Raw genomic sequence first — 19920 nt, forward strand, 5'->3', positions numbered from 1 at the left:
TTGGGTCGACACCCAGATGTCGGCAAGGAGCGAAGAATGACACCGGAAATGGTTATGGGCATCGCCTACCAGGGCATGCGCGTCACGCTCTTCCTGGCCGGCCCCCTGCTGATCACCGCACTGCTGACCGGCCTGACCGTGAGCCTCTTCCAGGCCGCGACCCAGATCAACGAGATGACCCTATCGTTCATTCCCAAGATCCTGGGCGTCTTTACCGTACTGGTATTCGCCGGACCCTGGCTGCTGAAATTGATCACCGATTTCACCCGCAACCTGTTCACCAGCATCCCCAGCATGTTGATGTGAGACCGCCATGGTCGAGGTGACCTTTGCCCAGCTGCACGGCTGGCTGGTAATACTGTTCTGGCCCTTCGTGAGGATCACTTCCTTCCTGGTCGCCTCGCCGCTCTGGGGCCATTCCAGCGTGCCCAACCAGGCCAAGATCGGCCTGGCGTTCCTGGTGACGCTCGTGATCGCGCCGGTACTGCCCGCCATGCCCGACATACCGATCGTCTCCTGGGCCGGCTTCGGCCTGATGGTGGAGCAGATGCTGATCGGCATCGCCATCGGCCTGGTCATGCACGTGGTATTCGCCGTGGTGCAGGCCGCGGGGGAGTTCATCGGCCTGCAGATGGGCCTGGCATTCGCCACCTTCTTCGATACCGGCAGCGGCACCAACACCATGATCCTGTCGCGGATCTTCTTCATGATCACGCTGCTGATGTTCCTGGCCCTGGGCGGCCACCTGATGGTGCTGGAGGCGCTGGCCACCAGCTTCCATAGCCTGCCGGTCGGCATCGGCGCCTTCAATCCCGCGGCCTTCGAGATGATGGTGCGCTACGGCGGCACCATCTTCATTGCCGGCATGTCGCTGGCCCTGCCGCTGGTCGGTTCACTGTTGATCATCAACCTGGCCATGGGCATTCTCAACCGCTCGGCGCCGCAGCTGACGGTGTTCAATATCGGCTTCCCCACCTCCCTCACCGTGGGCCTGATCCTGCTGATGGTGCTGATGACCGACATGGGCCGCTTCCTGCAGCGCCTGTTCAGCAACGGCCTGCAGTTCATGTACCAGCTCATCGATATGCTCGCTCCCCTGGGCGCCTGACTCTCTCCCCCTTTCGAGCAAGCAAAAAAAACCGCCCAGGCGGGCCGGGGCGGCGAAAAAGGCCGGGCAAGCGCCCGGCCTCAGGGAAGCGAAGTCAAACAGCGGCTTTCTCCACCAACGTTGCCATTCCGCTGTAGGAGTAGCTTCAGCTCACGACTGGAGGCCGCAGGCCTCCCGGCGGTGTTGCCGACGCCAACGATCACCGCCAACGCGGCGGCCTCCACCAGGCGCCTGCTGAGCCTTATGCGTAATCAGGAAACTATAAGCCGCTAAGACTATAGAAAGTTGAACAGCGACAGCCCCTTCACGTCGACGAAGGCTTTCTGGGCCGCCTGCAGACCCACCTGACGCAGGCTGTATTCGGCGATGGCTTCGCTGTAGTCCAGGTCCACCAGGTCGGATAGCGTCTTGTCGTAGTTCATCATGCGATTGCTGCCCACGGCGTCGACTACATCCAGCTCGTTGAGACGTGCACCCATGGAGGCACGCACCGTGAGGACATTGTCGAGGCTGTTGTCGAGCTCACGCATCACGGAGTTGATCGTATTGCGGAAGTGAGCGCGATTTTCCGGTGTCCCTTCCTGGTCCATCTCCAGCACGTCGATGGCGTCCTTCATCGACTTGAACAGGTCCTGGTTGGCACCCTCGGCATTGGCCGGACGCAGCTGGATCTGGTCGCCATCGGCAGGCGTGCCTTCGAGGGTGATGCTGATACCGCCGAAGCTGGCCGCCTTACCGGACTCATAAGGTTCGTCGGTAACAAGCGGGGTTGTCGTACCGTCCGCATTGAGCGCGTTGACGGAGTAGACGGGATTGCCATCGACATCCTCTCCGAAGGTGAGCTCGAACGGCTTGCCGAAATGCTCGTTACCGGGATCCACTCGACTGGGCCCGGTGAAGGCGACGCTACCTTCATTGCGCACATGGCCCTGCTGGGTGCCTATGCTGATCTCGCCAGCCGACACCTGCTCAGCCCTGGCGACATAGCCGGCCCCGCTGGGCACGCTCTGGAAGATCGACTTGCCGTTATCGGCCACCGGCAGCAGGCGCGATGCATCAATGCGCTGCTCACGGGTGTTCTCGTCGCCGATATACTGGGTGCCCTGAACGCCTTCGCCGGCGGTACGGGCAAAGGGCGGCGAGTCGTCGCGATAGCCGCCGAACAGGTAGCGGCCATTGCCGTCGGAGGCGTTGGCCTGGCCGATCAGCGTCTCATAGATACCGCGTAGTTCGCTTGCCACCGACTGGCGGTCGACATCGCTCAGGGTGTCGCTAGCCGCCTGGACCAGCAGCGTCTTGGCGCTGGTCACCGCATCGCTGACGCTGTTGAGGACGCTTTCCGCCTGTGACAGCGAGTTGCGGGCAGAGACCCGCGCATCGGCGAACTGCTGGGTAATCGCCTTGGCCTGGGATACGCCCACTGCCCGGGACGAGGCTTGGGGGTCGTCGGAGGGATTGACCACCCGACGGCCACTGGCGATCTGCTGACCGACCTTGAGGAAGTCGCCCTGCTGACGGTTCATGGACGAGACGCTCTGCTCGAACATGGTGACGGTGCTGATACGCATCGCGCTGGACTCCCTTCGAATCAGTTACGCAGACCGAGAATGGTATCGAAGACCGTTGACGCGGTATCGATCACCCGGGCGTTGGCGGAATAGAACTGCTGGTAGCGGATCAGGTTGGCCGCCTCCTCATCCAGGTTGACCCCGGATTCAGACTGCTGCACCGCCTTGAGCTGGGCGGTCAGGCCCTGTCGTGCGTCGAGGTTGACCTTGACGATATTCGCCTGGTTGCCCACATCGCTGACCATGCCGCCGTAGGCCTGGCTAAGGGACGACCGACCCGCCACCAGCGCCTGGCTTTGCAGGTTCTGCAGCGCCAGGGCATTGCGGTTATCGCCAGTGCCGGAAATGATCCAATCTTCGGGAGGCTCATCAGGATTGATCGGTTGAGCCGCGGCAATCTTGTCCAGGTCGATGATCTCGCTCTGCATATCGGCGGTAGCGCGACGAACCGGCTGTACCTCGAAACGATCGCCATTCGCCGGTGTGCCGCTGAATTCCAGCGTGATGCCGCCAAATCCTAGCGTCCCGGTGGCATCGTCCCAATCGACTTGAGCAGCCGCCAACTGCTGGCCATTGTCCTTGCGGAAGACCTGGGGGGGATCGCCAGCGTTGCCAAAGCGCACCGTATAGTCAGTCGCACGAAGCTGGTCGATATTCGCCGCGTCAAAGCTAGCCCCAACGACCTCCTCCACGCCGGTGTTGCGCGGGTTGGAGTAAGCCCGTGGCTGGCCAATGCTGAAGAAATCACCGCCCTGCTCGCCGTTGAGATCCATGCCCTTGGCATGCTGTTCGTTGAAACCGACCACCAGCGATACGGCGAGCTGGCCAATCTGGTTCTGGGTCTTGTCCAGGGTCTCGGCGCGGAAGGTCATCAGCCCACCCAGTGTGCCACCCTTGATGGTGTCCTCGGGCATGGCCACCAGGTTGCCGCCGGAGTCCCGATAGCCCAGCACTGTGCGCTGCGGGTCGTTGGGTGCATCCATGGCTTCAAGGCGGTAGTGATTGGTACCGGCCACCAGCGGCTGGCCGTTGGGCAGGCTGATGTTGTAGGACTTGCCATCCTGGATATTGAGCCTGATATCCATGCGCTCGCTGAGCTCATGTACCAGCTGGTCCCGCTGGTTGAGCAGGCTGTTGGGGGCCTCGCCGCTGCGCGCCCTGGCCAGGGCGATCTCCCGATTGAGGGTCGCCATCTGCTCGGTCATGTTGTTGATCTGGGTGACTTCGTCGCTGATCTGACCGTTGATGCCCTCCTGCATGTCCTGCAGGTAGCCGTCGAATGCCCGGAACTGGGCGGTCAGCGTATTGGCCGTACCCAGCACGCCCTGCCGCGCAGCGGGATCGGACGGGGCGCCGGCCAGGTCCTCCAGGGAGGAGAAGAAATTCTGCATCAGCGGGGCCAGGCCCGCCTCCCGATCGGCCAGCAGGTTGTCGATCTGGCTGATCTGGTTCTCGTAGGTCGCAAGCGCGCTGGACGAGCTGGTCGCGGCATTGAGCTGCGAGGCGACGAACTGGCTGAACTGACGCTGGATGTCGTTGACCTGCACGCCGCCAGCGGTAGCGCCCTGCTGGCCAAGAATCGTCAGTTCACGATTGTAGCCCGGCGTATAGACGTTGCTGATGTTGTTGCTGGTGGTATTCAGCGCATTCTGAGCGGCATTCAGGCCGCTGAGACCGATAGAGAACATGCTCATGGTGTTGTTTCCTTTCGCCAATACCCAAGTTATCGGCCTGTAGACCCAGAACTTTAGACTCCTCGCAGACTGACGTGTAACGGCAAGGAATGTGATGGCCGCACTGTCGGAGCAGCTTTAGCTCGCGACTGGAGGCTGAAAGCCTCCTGGCAGTGTTGCCTATGCTGGCGTCTATCGCTGGCGGTGCGGTCTCCGCCAAGGCGCCTAGCGGCGCCAGTCGCGATGGGAACTCGGAGCGCCGAACCGAGCGCTCCTACAGCGCCTCAGTAGCGCAGGAAGACCAGCGAGTCGTTGTCACGCTGGGCGACCTGCGGCCCCATGGTGTTCATGATCGCGATCAACTTGTCGGCGTAGGCCGGGTCGGTGGCATAGCCCCCGGCCTGCAGCGCCCTGGCCGCCTGTTCGGCACTGCCCGCCGTGGTCACCGCCGCATAGCGCGGGTTGTTGCCGATCAGGTTGGCATAGTCGGTGAAGGCCTCCTCGAAGGAGCCGTAGACACGGAAGGAGTCGACGATCCGGGTTCGCTTGCCGTTGATGTACTCGTGGGTCGTCACGTCCGTGGTGGGCCCGCGCCAGCTGCTGCCGGCCTTGATGCCGAAGAGGTTATGGCTGTTGCCGCCATCGGCCTTCGCAATCTCGTGACGCCCCCAGCCGGTTTCCAGCGCCGCCTGGGCCAGGATCAATTCCGCAGGAACGCCGGTCCGCCGGCTTGCCGCCTGGGCGGGCGCCGAGAGCTTGTCCATGAACCGCTGGACGTGCTCGCCGCTCTGGCCACGGCTGCGTGATTCGGCTGCACTGCCAGCAGCGGCCACGGCGTTACGCTGGACCTCTGTTCCCGCCGCTGCCGCCGTTGCCGGCAAGGCGTCCACGGCGGACATGAAGCCCCCGCGGGCGGTCTCCAGCTCGTCCAGGAAGCTCGCGGGCGGTGCCTCGACCACGCTGTCGACACGACGCTCATCTTTATTTTCGTCCTCTGCCCCCTCGCCTTCGGCAGGCTGCAGGGCATCCTTCAGTACACGTGGCGTACCGCGGGGAATGCCGGCGATGAGTTCGTTGAGCTCATGGTCGGCTTGCTGTGCCTGCCGACCCGCCCCCACGCCCTGGCTCTGCAGTTGGGCGACGAGATGATCGGCCAGGCCGATGCCGCGCCCGGCCATGGTCTGTGCCCACTGCTGATCAAGCATCGACTGGTAGAACTCGGTCTGCTCGCTGTCAAGCAGACCGGTGGTCGGGGTGGCATCACGCATGCTCTTGAGCATCATCTGCAGGAAGAGCGCCTCGAACTGCTGGGCGGCCCCCTTGAGGCCGGCGGCTTCATCGTTGCGTGCCGTGTGCTTGAGGCGCTCTAGGCCCTGAACGTCGAGGGCGAACTGGCTGCTGAAATCCTGGATGCTCATCAGATGATCTCCAGGTCGGCACGCAGCGAGCCGGAGGCCTTGAGGGCTTCGAGGATCGACATCAGGTCGCTGGGCGTGGCGCCCAGGGCATTCAGCGCGTTGACGACGTCCACCAGGTCGGCGCCCTCGACCACACGCAGGTAGGCGTCCTGTTCCTGGATCTCGATTTCGGTGTCGGGCACCACCACGGTCTCGCCGTCGCCGAAGGGCGGCGGCTGGCTGACCAGGAAGCGGGTATCGATGACGATGGAGAGGTTGCCATGGGCCACGGCGGCCCGGCGCAGGGTGACCGCGCTGTTCATCACCACCGAGCCGGTACGGGCATTGAAGACCACCTTGGCCGGCGCCTCCATGGGCGTCACCTGGATATTCTCCACCTGGGCCATGAAGTTGACCCGAGAGTTCTCGTTCATCGGCCCGTCCAGGGCGATCACGCGGGAATTGCGGGCGGCGGCAACGGGCCGGCCGAACTCGCTGTTGATGGCGTTGACCACACGCTGGGCGGTGCCGAAGTCGGCCTGCTTGAGCTCGAGTTCGAGCAGCCCCGCCTCGGCGCCCAGGTTGAGCGGCACTTCCCGCTCCACCATGGCCCCCCCGGCGATACGACCACCGGCCAGCTGGTTGACCTGAACGGCGGCCCCGCCGGCGGCGGCACCCATGCCGCCCACCAGCAGGTTCCCCTGGGCGATGGCGTAGGTGTCGCCATCGGCACCCTTGAGCGGCGTCATCAGCAGGGTGCCGCCACGCAGGCTGCGGGCGTTGCCGATGGAGGAGACATTGATGTCAAGCCGCTGGCCGGGGCGAGAAAACGGCGGCAGGTCGGCGGTTATCATGACCGCGGCCACGTTGCGCAGCTGCATGTTGGTGCCCGGCGGCACGGTAATGCCGAGCTGCGACAGCATGTTGGAGAGGCTCTGACCGGTGAATGGCGCCTGCATGGTCTGGTCGCCGGTACCGTCCAGCCCGACCACCAGGCCGTAGCCCACCAACACGTTGTCACGCACGCCGGCGAAGTTGGCGATCTCGCGAATCCGCTCGGCCTGAACCGGCAGTGCCAACATGCCGGCCAACAGCAGTAGCGCCAGCTTCGCCACGAAGCGGTGTGCATGCGGACGGGGAAACGTCATGGTAAGCGTCTTGAACAGCGTCATGCCTGCGCCTCGGTATTCGGTCATCGTTAGAAGGGCGATATATTGAGGAAGAATCGCTGCAGCCAGCCCATATGCTGCGCCTCATGGATATAGCCACTACCCACGTATTCGATACGGGCATCGGCCACCGCCGTGGAGGGCACGGTATTCTGGCCGGTGATGGTGCGCGGATTCACGACGCCGGAGAAACGGATGAACTCCACGCCCTGATTGATGGCGATCTGCTTCTCGCCACGCACTCGCAGGTTGCCGTTATGCATCACCTCGAGTACCGACACGGTGATGGTACCGGTCATACTGTTGCTGGCCTGGGAACCACCGCCGCCGGCAAAGTCGCTATTGCCGGAGAGATTGCCGGACAGGTCGATGCCTTGCTCCGCCAGGCGCTCCAGCACATCGGGGAGCGCTGAAATATCGAGCCCTGCTGAACCGCTGCGATTCGCGTTGGACTGTGAGTTCTTGTTGGCACTCACCTGCTCGTCCAGCACGATGGTAAGGATGTCGCCGATCATGCGCGGCCGCCGATCCTCGAACAGCGGTTGGGAACCGCGATGCGCCTGATAGATCGAGCCGTTGGCCAGGCGAGGGGGCGGCTCCATGATGGCGATCTGCTCCTGCTCCCCCACCACGGAGGCACGAGGAACCTGTGCGCAACCGCTCAGGGCCAGCGCCACCAGGGCGAGGAGGACCAGGGCCAGCCTCGATATCGAAAAACCCGCGCCTTTCATGCTTGCTCGCTTCCCATGGCAGGGAGTGGAAATCATCATGCCGTCGTCTGTCAGAGCTGGCTCAAACGGGCCAGCATCTCGTCGCTGGTCTGAACGGCGCGGCTATTGATCTCGTAGGCGCGCTGGGTCTGGATCATGTTGACCATCTCCTCCACCACGTTGACGTTGGAGGTTTCCACATAGCCCTGGAACAGGCGGCCGGCCCCGTTCATGCCCGGCATGGTCTCGTTGCGAGGCCCGGAAGAAGTGGTCTCCCGGTAGAGGTTACCGCCGATGCTCTCGAGCCCGGTCGCGTTGACGAAGGTCGAGATGGTTATCTGGCCCACTTCCATGGACTGGTTGTCGCCCGGCTGGGTCACCGAGACGATGCCGTCCTCGCCGATGGAAACCGACAGGGTGGTCGGCGGCAGGATGATGGCTGGCTCCAGTGGATAGCCATTGGCGTTGACCATCTGGCCGTTCTCATTGAGCTGGAAGCTGCCGTCGCGGGTGTAGGCCGTGGAACCATCCGGCATCAGCACCTGGAAGAAACCGTTGCCGTTGATAGCCAGGTCGCGGGAGTTCTCGGTCTGTTCGAGCCCACCCTGGGTGTGCAGGCGCTCAGTGGCAACGGGGCGAACGCCGGAGCCCACCTGCATGCCCGAAGGCAGGCGGTTCTGCACGTCGTTCTGGGCACCGGGCTGACGCAGGTTCTGGTAAAGCAGATCCTCGAACACCGCACGCGAGCGCTTGAAGCCGTTGGTGCTGACGTTGGCCAGGTTGTTGGAGATGACATCCAGCTTGACCTGCTGGGATTCCAGACCGGTCTTGGCCGTCCAAAGTGACTTGATCATATTCGTTTCCTCGGGCACCGCTTTATAAAGTGCCTAGCTGTCAGGCCATCAGCCCTGTATAGAAAGCAGGTTATTGGCCCGCTGAGCATTTTCATCAGCGGTGCTGATCACTTTCATCTGCATTTCATAGCGCCGCGCCACGTCGATCATCGAAACCATCGCCTCGATGGCGCTGACGTTGCTGCCCTCCAGCGCACCGCTGGCGACCCTGGCATTCTCGTCGGCAGGCAGCGCTGCCACTTCACCGTCCGCATCGGGAGCCGGACGGAAGAGACCGTCATCGCCACGCAGCAGCGCCTGTTCCGGGGTGACCAGCTTGATACGCCCCATATCCACCAGCGCTTCGGGGCTCTCTCCTTCACCGATGCCGCTGAGGGTACCGTCGGCACCCACCGAGACGCTGGCACCCAGCGGCACGATGATGGGCCCGCCGTCGCCGATCACCGGCCGTCCCACCAGGGTAACCAGGCCGTCGCCGTCGACTTCGAGATCGCCCCGCCGGGTATAGGCCTCGGTGCCGTCCTCGGCCTGCACGGCGATCCAGGCGTCGCCTTCCAGCGCGATGTCCATGGGCCGCCCGGTGTGGTTGATGGGGCCCGGCGAGAAGTCGCTGCCCGGCGTGGATGCCGCCACCGACACCCGGGTCGGCAGCACGCCTTCGCCCTGTACCGGCACGGCACGCATGGCATGCAGCTGGGCGCGAAACCCGGCAGTCGACACGTTCGACAGGTTGTGGCTGACCACCGCCTGCTGATCCATGCTCTGCTTGGCCCCGCTCATGGCGGTGTAGAGAATGCGATCCATGGCTCGGCTCCCTTAGCGCTTGGTATTAGTGCTTGGTATTAGCGCTTAGCGCAGGTTGATGGCGGTCTGCAGGAGCTCGTCCTGAGTCTTGATCGTCTGGGAGTTGGCCTGGTAGGCCCGCTGCGCCACGATCATCGCCACCAGCTCACGGGCCATATCCACGTTGGAAGTCTCGATGGCGCCGGAGACCACGCTGCCCAGCAGGCCGGTGCCCGGCGTGCCGATCAGCTCCTGGCCGGAAGCGGCACTGGCCGTCCAGACGTTGTCGCCGGAGGGCGTCAGCCCTTCGGGGTTGCGGAAGCTGACCAGGGCGACCTGACCGGCCGGGCGCGACTGCTCGTTGGAGTAGTTGCGCATGATGGTGCCGTCATCGTTGATGGTGATGCCTACCAGGGTGCCGGAGGTATAGCCGTTCTGGTTCAGGCTGCTGACCGTGGAGGTATTGCCGAACTGTGTAGAACCGGCAAGGTTGAGGTCGAAGGTGAGATCCTCCGGCTCACCACCGAAATAAGCGGCCGCATCGAACGTTATGCCCGGGATTGCACCGTTGGCATCGACGTCGCCGCCACCATTGACCAGCTTGCCATTACTATCGAACTGAACGGAGTACTCGTTCACGTTACCCGCGCCATCGTCCAGCGTGGTGCCGTCGAGAGTCATCTTGGCAGTCCACACGTTGGCCGCGGTCTTTTCATAGTAGACAGTGATGTTGCGCGGATTACCGAGCGAATCAAAGACAGTGAAATTGTTGGAATAATGGTAGTCGATCATGGCTGGGTTGCCCGTCGAGTCGGTTGCTTCCACCGTACTCCGCTCTTCACCTATCACCTTGCGGGCATCCAGGTTGAACGTGGTCCCAACGCGGGTGGTGGCGCTCGCATCCAGCTCTTCCGCCGATACGTTCAGCGGCACCGGCTGGCCACCCACCTGCACCTGGCCAGCGGCATTGAGGCCGTAGCCCATGATCTGCGCACCCTGGGCGTTGACCAGGTCGCCCTGCGACGTCATCGTCAGCTGGCCGTTGCGCGAGTAGACCACTTCGCCGCTGGGATCCTGGAAACGGAAGAAGCCGTCGCCGGCGATCGCCAGATCCAGGTTGCGGTTGGTGGACTCGACGTTGCCTTCATTGAAGTTCTGCAGCACGGACGACACCCGGGTGCCCAGGCCGACCTTCGAACCGGCGAAGACATCCGAGAACTGCACGTTGGAGCCCTTGAAGCCCACAGTCTGGGAGTTGGCGATGTTGTTGCCGATGGTGCCCAGTTTCTGCGCCTGGGAATTCAAACCACTCAGTGCTTGTGAAAAGCTCATGTTTCGTTCCTCTGCCTGCCGAATTTTATGCCGCTATCGCGGTTCTGATTAGGAAACCAATGTTGCGAATCAAAGGATCTGCTTGATGTCACCCAGGCCCACCTGGCCATAGATGGCACCGAGGTCGAGCTTCACGCCGCCATTGCCATCCGGCGGCGTGACCCCGCCGACCACGGCGTAGTTGAGCGTGGAGGCATTTAGCGTCTTGTCGCCACTGGTGGCTTCGACACGCACTCGATAGGCACCCGGCGCTGCCGTTTCGCCCTCGGTGGTCCTGCCGTCCCAGGTGAAGGACTCGACCCCGGCCTTGACCGAACCGATGTCATAGCGATTGACCACCTGGCCGCTGGCGTTGGTGATCGTCACGCGCACGTTCTCGGCCGACTGACCGAGTTCGATACCGAAGGGCGTGGTGTGGGCGTTGCCCTCTTCATCGGTTTCCATCAGCACGCGATCGCCCGGCACCAGCACGCCCTGGCCGATCAGCCCGGCCGCTTGCAGCGTCTGCCCGGCATCCATCTGGCTGGTGATGCCCTTCAGGGTCTTGTTGAGATCCTCGATGCCGCTGACGGTGTTGATCTGGGCCAGCTGCGTGGTCATCTCATGGTTGTCCATGGGATTGAGCGGGTCCTGATGCTGCATCTGGGCGATCAGCAGGGTCATGAAGTTGTTGCGCAGCTCGGCGGACTGGCTGGCGTCGCGACTGGACGGGCCACCCTGGTTCATGCGCGTGACGACATTGGAATCAATGGTCGTGGACATGGCGGTTACCCTTCACCCAGGGTGAGTGTCTTGAGCATCATCTGCTTGCTCGTGTTCATGACTTCGACGTTGGCCTGGTAGGAGCGAGAGGCCGAGATCATGTTGACCATCTCGTGCACCGGCTCGACGTTGGGCATGGTCACGTAGCCCTCTTCGTTGGCCAGGGGATGCTCGGGGCGGTACTCCATGCGCATGGGCGAAGGGTCCTCCACCACACTTCGCACGCCCACGCCACCGATGCCATGGGCGCCCTGATGGCGCGACTCGAACAGCACCTGCTTGGCGCGATAGGCCTCACCATCCGGCCCTGCCACGCTGTCGGCATTGGCCAGGTTACTGGCCGTGACATTCATGCGCTGCGACTGGGCGCTCATGGCCGAGCCGGCGATATCGAAAACGGAAAACATCGACATGGAACGATCTCTCTCTGGTTGTTCCGGCTGCTTACTCCGGCTGCATGGCGCTCTTCAGCCCCTGGATACGGCTGTTGAGAATGGTCAACGCCGCCTGGTAGCGCACCGAATTGTCGGCGAACTGGGTACGCTCGCGATCCATGTCCACCGTGTTGCCATCCAGGCTCGGCTGATCCGGCACCCGATACAGCAGCCCTTGGCTCGGCCGCGCGAAGCCCTGACCGGCAAGATGCCCCGCGGACGTCCTGGCCAGTGACAAACCGCCACCGGATGAGCGACCATGCTCGACCGCCTTCTTGAGCTCGCCGGCAAAATCCATGTCGCGCGCCTTGTAATTCGGCGTGTCGGCATTGGCGATATTGCTGGCCAGCACCTTGTGGCGCTCCTGGCGCAAGCCCAGCGCCTGCTGGTGGTAGTTAAAGGCGGCCTCGAGCTGATCGATCATGCCGGCGCTCCCCGTGGTCGAAACCCATATGAACAGTGTGCGGAACTTGTTGAGACTGAAGAATAGCCAGGGTGATGTCACATCAATGGCAAGAACAGGCCGGTTTTCCGCATTCATTTCCACTGTTTCATGAGATCGCCGAACGCTAGAATTCACTGGCACCATCACCAACCTCGGCCGAATGCCATGCAGCGTCACCCTTTCAAGCTTCCGCTCACCCTCTGGCCGCTCCTCGCCAGCCTGGTACTGCTACCCGGCATCGCCAAGGCCGACGACGACGCCCTGCTTCAGGCCGTGCATGGCTTTCTGCACAGCGAGGCACAGTCCCTGGGCGAAGAGATCGTCATCGAACTACGCCCCCCTTCGGCCCGGTTGCCGGAGTGCGTATCGCCCCAGCCCTTTCTGACCCGGGAAGGCGAACTGCCTCTAGGGCGGGTATCGGTGGGGGTACGCTGCGGCAGCGATGGGCGCCAGGTGCGCTACATGCAGGCTGACATCGGCGTTCTAGGGGAGTACCCGGTGCTGGCAGCGACACTCAACGCCGGCGATACGGTCCGCCAGGAACACCTGGTGCAGCAGCAGGGCAACCTGGCAGAGCTGCCCAATAACAGCCTGCTCGACCCAGAGCAGATCATCGGTCAAGTCGCGACACGCACGCTGCGTGCCGGCCAGCCGCTTCAGGCCCACCAGTTCCGCTCCCTACCACTGGTGGAGCGCAATCAGCGTGTCGTGGTCGAGGCCAGGGGGTCGGGGTTTCGGGTCTCCCGCGAAGGACAGGCGCTGGAGCCCGGCGGCCTGGGCGACCGGGTGCGGATACGCTTCGATTCCCGCGAGGTAGTCACCGGGGAAGTGGCCGGAGAAGGGATAGTGATCGTCGACTTCTGAGGGCGCGTTCGACACGCCATGCCGACACTAATATATTTAGGTGAATGGCATTGAGGTGAATGACACCCTCCAGCGGATGCGCCTCGCACGCATCCGCCATATCATGCCTAAAGTTTTTCCCGGGGCAGCCGATAGCGTGTAAAAGCACCGGTCACGAGGCCTATACAGTGAAGATCAATAGCCAGAACCCCCTGACTCGCCCCACACCGACGACGCCCCGCGAGGAAGCGCAGCCGGTCAAGGGTCCCAGTCAGTCGAGCCAGCAGGATGCCGGCCCCGCGGCCACGACGCACCTGCGCCAGAATGCCACCGACACCTCCCGCGACATCGATACCGCCAGGGTCGACGAGATCCGCGAGGCCATTCGCGAGGGGCGCATGGAAATTCGCGCCGAGCGCATCGCCGATGGGTTGATAGAGTCGCTGCTGCCCTCTGCGGCCAAAGGTGACGAATGAGCCTGGCGAAGCTTCTACGCGAGCAGCAGCAGCGCCTCGATGGCGTCATCGAACTGCTTGAGCAGGAGCGCGAACTGCTGGCCGCCGCCGATATCGACGGGCGTCGGCTGGCCGCGATTGCCGAACATAAGCAGCAACGTCTGCAGCAGCTGGAAGCCACCGAGACCTTGCGCCATAGCGTCCAGCACCGCCTGGGCTATGCCGAGGGTGCCGCCGGTGCGCGCCAGGCGGCAGACGAAGCCGGCTGCCTCCATGAGTGGGAAAGCACTCTGGAGCGGACCCGGAAGGCCCATCGGCTCAACGCCATGAACGGCCAACTGGTCAGCCTGCGCATGGGCCAGAACAAGCGCCTGCTCGAATTCATTCATGAAGCTGCCGAGAAGACCACCTATGGCGCCAGCGGGCGGGTGAAGGCGCAGCCGGGACGCTTCAATACCTCGGTCTAGTCTTTTCCTCTTGCTAGCCTGCCAGTCCCCGCCAGAAATCTCTCATCCGCCAGACCCTGAATCGCCGCGCATACTCGCCTACCACTACTCGCCTACCACAGTGAATCAATAAGCTTCTCATCGTCGGGGACTGCCATGACCACGGTATTGCGACCGTTGGCCTTCGCCTCGTAGCTGGCGGCATCGGCACGCGCCAGCACGGTTTCGACGGCATCATCGCCCTCCTGGAACGCGGTCACCCCCATGCTGAGGGTGATGTTGTAGACCTTGCTTTCATTGACCACCGTGACTTCGGAAACCACCCGGCGCAGCGATTCGGCAATGTCCCCGGCCTGCTTGAGGGTGCAGCTCGGCAGCAGCACCGCAAACTCGTCCCCGCCCTGCCGAGCCACATGATCGCTACGCCGGACTTCCCATGCCACCACCTGGGCGATGCGCCGAAGCATCTCGTCGCCCAGGGCATGCCCACCCTCATCGTTGATCGGCTTGAAATGATCGAGGTCGAACAGGATCAGCACCGACGGCGTGCCGGTCTTGGAATATTCCGCCAGCGCCTCTTCGAGGCGCCGCTCGAAACCGCGACGATTGAGCAGCCCGGTCAACGGATCGTGCTCCGCTTCCCAGCGCTGCAGCGCTTCCTGCTGGCGGCGCTCGGTGATGTCCTTCACCATGCCGACGAAACCGAGGGGCTCATCGCTCCCCCTCACCTGGCTGGCATGCACCTCCACCCACAGGGTGACCCCGCCCGAATGGTGGAATCGCAGCTGACGCATGAAGTCGTTACCGGTCGCCAGGGAGTGGCGCCACATGTCCTGGGTTCCCTGTCGGTCGTCAGGATGGATCCGTTCCCACCAGTCGCTTGCACTGCACGACGCATCCAGCCCCAGCAGCTCCAGCAGCGCAGGATTCATGTAGTTCAGGTGGCCCTTGAGATCGGCGACGAACATGCCTACCGGCGTGGAGCCCAGCACGGCATCGAGAAACGCCTGGCGATCCCGCAGGTGCTCCAGCGCCGAGAGCCGTTCATGCTCCAGGCGATTGAAGCTGCTGGCCACCTGGCTCAACTCATTCATATTGGTCGAAAGCGCCAGGTAGCGACGCTCCCCCGCGCCTACTTGGGCGATCTGGCGCTCGAGCCGATGCAGTGGCTCGAGCAGGCGCCTCACCAGCCAACGCATGCTGAACATCAACAGCACAGCCAACGCCAGCCAGGCCCACCACAGTGTGACGAGATAATCGCCCAGTGGCGCACGAACCTGCTCCCGGGGCAGCGCCACCTTGACGATCCAGTTTGCCGGCCGGATCTGACGATACGACATCAGCGCCGACTCACCATCGGCCCCGCGGGCAATGGTCTCGCCCTCCCAGCCCCCCAGGGCCAGATCGAGCGCAGGCAGTCCTCTGTATGCTTCCTTGCTCGCCACAAGGGACGGGCGACGGGGACGAAACAGCAGCTCTCCCGATGCCGACAGCACCGAGATACGCCCCTCCTCGCCCAGCCAGCTGCGCTCCAGCCATTGGAACAATCCGCCCCGGGACAGGTTGACCATCCCTCCGACGACCCCGGCGAACGCCCCCTGGTCGTCGAACCGCGGCACCAGCATCAGCACCAGGTCGTCACCGCTGGCCCGGCCCACGAAGGGCTCACTGACGTAGGGCCGGCGCAAGCGACTCAGCATGCGGAAATACTCCGTTTCCGCCGTCTCGAGACCGACCCTGCCCTCCACCACCGGCCAATCGGCGAGCACCACGCCGTCGGGGCCGGTCACCATGATGCCCTCGAACCACTCCATGAGAACCTGGCTATGCTCGAGGGAGGCTCCCAGTCGCTCCGGGCTCACTCCCCGCAGGCCGGCCTCCAGCCGTGCAAGGGCATGGAGGCGCCGATTCACCTTCTCGGTCAGGCCATCGGCAATCAAATGCGACTCGTCACGCAGGTGCTCCAGGTTGACCTGATCCACCAGGGCCTTTCCATACTGCCACGCCAGCATCAACAGAATGCCCACGATGACCAACCACGTCGCAGCAAGACCGGCAAGCAGTCGCCCCTGCAGGGAGCAGAGGAACCGAGTCAATGCTTCTATTCGAACCGAGGTGTGCAACGCGTTCCCCTTTGGCGAAAACAGGGGGCCAAGCGATTCATCCACCGTGAACGACGCCAAGCCTTGAACCCCTCCCCTGGCGACCCTGCCTCAGGGAACGATATCTTCCTCCTCTTGTATCGGCGCCTGAATTCCGAACTTGAGGCTTGCCCTGGCGTCAATCTCCCCTTGTCGAACGATTTATCGGGACAATTCCGAATTTTACCTTGCGCAGGACTAAAGTCTGGGCTGATCCTGACGATAATTAACAATGCCAGCGCCGAACCCTATCTCGGCGCTTCACTCCAAACGGCAGGGGCTAAACAAGCGAATCGATGAGTCATCACGGCAAACGCCCACCAGGCGACAGGGTAAAATCCTTGGCCCAGCACCCCGCACGGCTCACCCTGAACGCGTTCGAGCAGGGACAGACCGGCATGGTGATAACCGATACCGCGGGACTCGTCGTCCTGGCCAATGAGGCGTTCTGCCAAATTGCCGGCTGCGAGCGCAGCGAGGTTGCCGGCTGGCCAGTCGAACACTTTTTCGTGTCGTTGAGGACACCCTCGATGCTTGCGACCGACCCGGACACGAGCGTCGACGAACCCACTTCCTGGCAGCAGGAGGTGCTGTGTCGTCGCAACGACGGTGAATCGATGCCGGTATTGATGACCGTGGACGCCCTGCTCGACGACCGGGAGCGCCCACACCACTACCTGCGCACCTTCGTCAGCCTCGCCGCCCCCGATGGCAAGCAGTTCGGCGACAGGCATTGGGTCCACGTCGACCCGATGACCGGCCTTCCCAACTGGCTGCTGCTGCGCGATCGCCTCAATCACGCCCTGGCCCAGGCGGATCGTGCCGATAACGGCCTCGCCGTACTGTTCATCGACATCGACCGGTTCAAGGCGGTCAACGATGCGGCCGGCCATCTGGAAGGCGACCGACTGCTGGGCGAGCTGGCCCAGCGACTGCAGAAGGCGCTACGCAGCCGAGACACCCTGGCCAGGCTGGGTGGCGACCAGTTTGTCGTCCTGCTGGAAAAGGATGGTACCGCGGAAGCCGCGCAGGTGGTGACAGAGCGGCTTCAAGAGGCGCTGGAGCCCCCGTTCCTCTCCGAGAACCGCTACCTGCTGCTGACCGCCTCCATCGGCATTGCGCTCTACCCGGCCGACGCACAGGATGAGGAGGCCCTGATCACCACGGCACGCAGCGCCATGTATACGGCTCGCAGGAAAGGCCCCGGACGCCAGGCCTTCGTCGATCACCGCCTGACGGCAAAGCTGAAGGAAAAACATCGGCTCGAGAGCCGGCTGAGCGAGGCCATTCATCTCCCCGAGCGCCATTTCCAGCTCCACTTTCAGCCTGAAATCGATATCGCCACCGGCCGCTGCACCGGCCTGGAAGCCGTATTGCGCTGGAAACAGCCCAAGCAGTGGCAGGAGCCACCCGCTGACTTGCTCGACACCATCGCCCGACTGGGCCTTGGCATTCGTCTCGATCGCTGGGCCATCCAGACCGTCATTGCCCGCCATCTGAGCTGGCTGGAGAGCGGTTCGCCGCTGGGTGAACTGCCGGTCTCGATTCGCCTCTGCGAGTCTCACCTGGTCAATGACACCCTCGACCGCCGACCTCTCGATCACTTCCTGCGCCTTCAGAGCCTCGACACCCTGGCGTGGCTGACCCTGCAGGTGCCTGGCCAGGGATTGTCCAGCAACCTGGACGCCGCCTCCCATATGCTCAAGCGGCTCGAGCGACTCGGCGTTCGGCTCGCCATCGATGATCTGGGTGCCGGCCCGGTCGACCTCGCCTGGCTGTCACGCCTGCCCTTCAACAAGGCCAGAATCAGTGTCAGCCTGGCCATGACTCCCCCACAGGAGGAGCGCAACCTCGCGGAAGCGCTGTGCCGACTGCTGCAGGCACTCCATATCGAGCCGGTCATCACGGATATCGACGATCCGTGGCAGGTAACCGCCGTAAGTGGCCTCTCCCTCAAGCGAGTCCAGGGCGATCATTACTGCCCGGCCCTGCCGGCAGAGGAACTCGACCGGTGGCTTGCCGAACGCAAGGCGGCCCGCAACTAGCCGCGCTTCGTCCCTATCCACTGATATACCTGCTCGCCCTGATATAACTACCCACTCTGATATGGGTTAGGCACGGCAGGATAGCGAGCCGGATAGGCCTCCATGAAGGCATGGGCGACCCGAAGCACTCGGGTATCGTCATGCTTGCCCCCTGCCAGCTGGAAACCGACAGGCAAACCCTCGTCGGTGAAGCCACAGGGCACCGATACCGCAGGCTGCTGGCTGAGGTTGAATGGGTAGGAAAACGGCGCCCACTCCTCCCAGTCCCGCATGTCGCTGTCGGGCGGTACGTTGTGCAGGAGCTCGAACGGCGAGATGGCCACCGTGGGGGTCATCACCAGGTGGTACTGCTGATTGAAATATTCCAGCTGCTGGGTCAGGCGGGCTCGACCACGCAGCGCGCGAAACAGGTCCAAGGCACTCCAATGCGCGGCTCGCTTGGCATCGGACACCATGCCCGGATCGAGAAGCTCACGCTTGCGCTCGTCCATTTCGGCGTAGACCGCCAGCGAAGCCGTGAACCAGAGCTTGTTGAAGATATCCAGCGGCGATTCAAACCCGGGGTCGACCTCCTCCACCACGGCACCCAGCGCCTCCAGCTTGTGGGCAGCCGCACGCACCCTCTCCGCCACCTGGCTATCCACCCTGGCATAGCCCAGGTCCGGCGAATAGGCGATTCGCAGCCCCTGAAGCCCCTGGCCCATCTCTTCGCCCCAGTCGTCGGGCTGACCCCGCGTGGCATAGGGATCGCGATAATCGTAGCGTCCGATGACATTGAGCATGCTCACCGCATCGGTGACCTTACGGGTCAAGGGGCCGATATGGGACAGGGTCGGCTCCTCCGAAGGCGGCCACTGAGGCGTCCAGCCGAATGTCGGCTTGAAGCCGAACACACCGGTGAAGGCGGCGGGAATACGGATCGACCCACCCGAATCCCCGCCCTGATGCAGCACCCCCATATTGAGCGCGGCGGCGACGGCGGCGCCCCCCGAAGAGCCTCCGGGCGTCAGGCGGGTATCCCAGGGGTTGGCCGTTGCGCCATGCACCCGGTTGTCAGTGACCGCCTTCCATCCGAACTCCGGCGTATTGGTCTTGCCGAGTATCACGGCCCCGGCCTCCCTCAGCAGGCGAGCCGGAGGCGAGTCGTGCTCACAGGGGGCATCGGACGCGGTCAAGGAGCCTTTCCTGGCCGGCATGCCCGTGACCTCGGTCAGATCCTTCAGTGAAACCGGCACGCCATCGATCGGGCTGAGCGGCCGCCCCTGCCCCCAGCGCCGCGCCGATGCATGGGCGGCGGCCTCGGCACCCTCCCGGTCGACGTGGACGTAGGCATTGACCTCGCCGTTGAAGCGGTCGATTCGGTCGAGAGCGGCTCTCGTGGCCTCCAGCGGGGAAGCCTTGTGCGATTCGAAGAGACTTCGCAGTTGGCTGGCATCCATGGTTCCTAGATCGGTATCGCTCACACGGACCTCCAATTTTTCCAGTGAGTCCGTATAGAGTGTGGGAAATGTCTGCCACCTGACAAGTTAGCGGCGTCGACGCCTGACCAACCGCCAGGGGTAGCCGTCGACGAACGGCAGGTATACGAAAATGCCGCCTGACACAAAGCGTCAGGCGGCATTTCGTGAAATTCGATGGTGGAGCCTAGCGGGATCGAACCGCTGACCTCAACACTGCCAGTGTTGCGCTCTCCCAGCTGAGCTAAGGCCCCACGTTGTTGCTCTCGCGAGAACGAGGCGAATGATACCGACCACC

General features: G+C 63.3%; 19 protein-coding genes and 1 tRNA gene. 6 read left to right on the forward strand and 14 right to left on the reverse strand.

Going from position 1 to position 19920, the window contains the following annotated elements:
• The first annotated feature begins 36 nt into the window (after positions 1 to 36).
• Positions 37 to 306, forward strand: coding sequence for a flagellar biosynthesis protein FliQ (fliQ, locus tag LY622_RS16380; protein WP_181514992.1), 270 nt, complete (start codon positions 37 to 39; stop codon positions 304 to 306).
• A gap of 7 nt (positions 307 to 313) precedes the next feature.
• Positions 314 to 1108, forward strand: a complete 795-nt coding sequence (gene fliR, locus LY622_RS16385; protein ID WP_234291873.1) for a flagellar biosynthetic protein FliR — start codon at positions 314 to 316, stop codon at positions 1106 to 1108.
• A gap of 275 nt (positions 1109 to 1383) precedes the next feature.
• On the opposite strand, the gene flgL is transcribed toward fliR, so the two are convergent.
• The 11 genes from flgL to flgB all read right to left on the reverse strand — a co-directional run bounded on the left by flgL (position 1384) and on the right by flgB (position 12214).
• Positions 1384 to 2676: a flagellar hook-associated protein FlgL gene (gene flgL / locus LY622_RS16390; protein WP_234291874.1), complete on the reverse strand. Its 1293-nt coding sequence runs from the start codon at positions 2674 to 2676 to the stop codon at positions 1384 to 1386.
• Positions 2677 to 2696: 20 nt separating this feature from the next.
• Complete coding sequence (flgK, locus tag LY622_RS16395) at positions 2697 to 4370, reverse strand: flagellar hook-associated protein FlgK (RefSeq protein WP_234291875.1); 1674 nt, start codon at positions 4368 to 4370, stop codon at positions 2697 to 2699.
• A gap of 263 nt (positions 4371 to 4633) precedes the next feature.
• Positions 4634 to 5767: a flagellar assembly peptidoglycan hydrolase FlgJ gene (gene flgJ / locus LY622_RS16400; RefSeq protein ID WP_234291876.1), complete on the reverse strand. Its 1134-nt coding sequence runs from the start codon at positions 5765 to 5767 to the stop codon at positions 4634 to 4636.
• A complete protein-coding gene (locus tag LY622_RS16405; protein ID WP_234292044.1) occupies positions 5767 to 6828 on the reverse strand; it encodes a flagellar basal body P-ring protein FlgI in 1062 nt (353 codons plus the stop codon). The genes flgJ and LY622_RS16405 overlap by 1 nt, the downstream gene beginning before the upstream one ends.
• Positions 6829 to 6944: 116 nt before the next feature.
• A complete protein-coding gene (locus LY622_RS16410) occupies positions 6945 to 7646 on the reverse strand; it encodes a flagellar basal body L-ring protein FlgH (RefSeq protein ID WP_234291877.1) in 702 nt (233 codons plus the stop codon).
• Positions 7647 to 7696: 50 nt separating this feature from the next.
• Entirely contained in the window at positions 7697 to 8479 is a 783-nt protein-coding gene (flgG, locus tag LY622_RS16415; RefSeq protein WP_234291878.1) for a flagellar basal-body rod protein FlgG, read from the reverse strand.
• A 48-nt stretch (positions 8480 to 8527) separates the two neighbouring features.
• Positions 8528 to 9283, reverse strand: a complete 756-nt coding sequence (locus tag LY622_RS16420; protein ID WP_234291879.1) for a flagellar basal body rod protein FlgF — start codon at positions 9281 to 9283, stop codon at positions 8528 to 8530.
• A gap of 45 nt (positions 9284 to 9328) precedes the next feature.
• Positions 9329 to 10594, reverse strand: a complete 1266-nt coding sequence (gene flgE, locus LY622_RS16425) for a flagellar hook protein FlgE (RefSeq protein WP_234291880.1) — start codon at positions 10592 to 10594, stop codon at positions 9329 to 9331.
• Positions 10595 to 10663: 69 nt separating this feature from the next.
• Positions 10664 to 11356 (reverse strand): flagellar hook assembly protein FlgD, encoded by a 693-nt coding sequence (gene flgD, locus LY622_RS16430; RefSeq protein ID WP_234291881.1) that lies wholly within the window; start codon positions 11354 to 11356, stop codon positions 10664 to 10666.
• A 5-nt stretch (positions 11357 to 11361) separates the two neighbouring features.
• Positions 11362 to 11769, reverse strand: coding sequence for a flagellar basal body rod protein FlgC (gene flgC, locus LY622_RS16435; RefSeq protein WP_234291882.1), 408 nt, complete (start codon positions 11767 to 11769; stop codon positions 11362 to 11364).
• 31 nt (positions 11770 to 11800) lie between these two features.
• Positions 11801 to 12214, reverse strand: a complete 414-nt coding sequence (gene flgB, locus LY622_RS16440; RefSeq protein ID WP_234291883.1) for a flagellar basal body rod protein FlgB — start codon at positions 12212 to 12214, stop codon at positions 11801 to 11803.
• Between the two features lie 186 nt (positions 12215 to 12400).
• Here flgB and flgA point away from each other — a divergent pair, with 186 nt between their 5' ends.
• The 3 genes from flgA (at position 12401) to LY622_RS16455 (ending at position 14000) form a co-directional block, all read left to right on the forward strand.
• Positions 12401 to 13099 (forward strand): flagellar basal body P-ring formation chaperone FlgA, encoded by a 699-nt coding sequence (gene flgA, locus LY622_RS16445; RefSeq protein ID WP_234291884.1) that lies wholly within the window; start codon positions 12401 to 12403, stop codon positions 13097 to 13099.
• A 167-nt stretch (positions 13100 to 13266) separates the two neighbouring features.
• Positions 13267 to 13554 (forward strand): flagellar biosynthesis anti-sigma factor FlgM, encoded by a 288-nt coding sequence (flgM, locus tag LY622_RS16450; RefSeq protein WP_234291885.1) that lies wholly within the window; start codon positions 13267 to 13269, stop codon positions 13552 to 13554.
• Positions 13551 to 14000 (forward strand): flagella synthesis protein FlgN, encoded by a 450-nt coding sequence (locus LY622_RS16455; RefSeq protein WP_234291886.1) that lies wholly within the window; start codon positions 13551 to 13553, stop codon positions 13998 to 14000. Before flgM ends, LY622_RS16455 begins: the two co-directional genes overlap by 4 nt.
• A 92-nt stretch (positions 14001 to 14092) precedes the next feature.
• Here the strand turns inward: LY622_RS16455 and LY622_RS16460 are convergent, their stop codons facing one another.
• Positions 14093 to 16075 (reverse strand): sensor domain-containing diguanylate cyclase, encoded by a 1983-nt coding sequence (locus tag LY622_RS16460; RefSeq protein ID WP_369413796.1) that lies wholly within the window; start codon positions 16073 to 16075, stop codon positions 14093 to 14095.
• A 386-nt stretch (positions 16076 to 16461) separates the two neighbouring features.
• Here LY622_RS16460 and LY622_RS16465 point away from each other — a divergent pair, with 386 nt between their 5' ends.
• Entirely contained in the window at positions 16462 to 18165 is a 1704-nt protein-coding gene (locus LY622_RS16465) for a putative bifunctional diguanylate cyclase/phosphodiesterase (RefSeq protein ID WP_234291887.1), read from the forward strand.
• A 47-nt stretch (positions 18166 to 18212) separates the two neighbouring features.
• On the opposite strand, the gene LY622_RS16470 is transcribed toward LY622_RS16465, so the two are convergent.
• Positions 18213 to 19628 carry an amidase gene (locus LY622_RS16470; protein WP_234291888.1) on the reverse strand — a complete coding sequence of 472 codons (1416 nt, stop codon included), beginning with the start codon at positions 19626 to 19628 and terminating at the stop codon, positions 18213 to 18215.
• A gap of 172 nt (positions 19629 to 19800) precedes the next feature.
• A tRNA-Ala gene (locus LY622_RS16475) sits at positions 19801 to 19876 on the reverse strand.
• Positions 19877 to 19920: the final 44 nt, after the last annotated feature.

The sequence above is a fragment of the Halomonas alkalisoli genome, from assembly GCF_021412585.1.
GTDB lineage: Bacteria > Pseudomonadota > Gammaproteobacteria > Pseudomonadales > Halomonadaceae > Halomonas > Halomonas alkalisoli.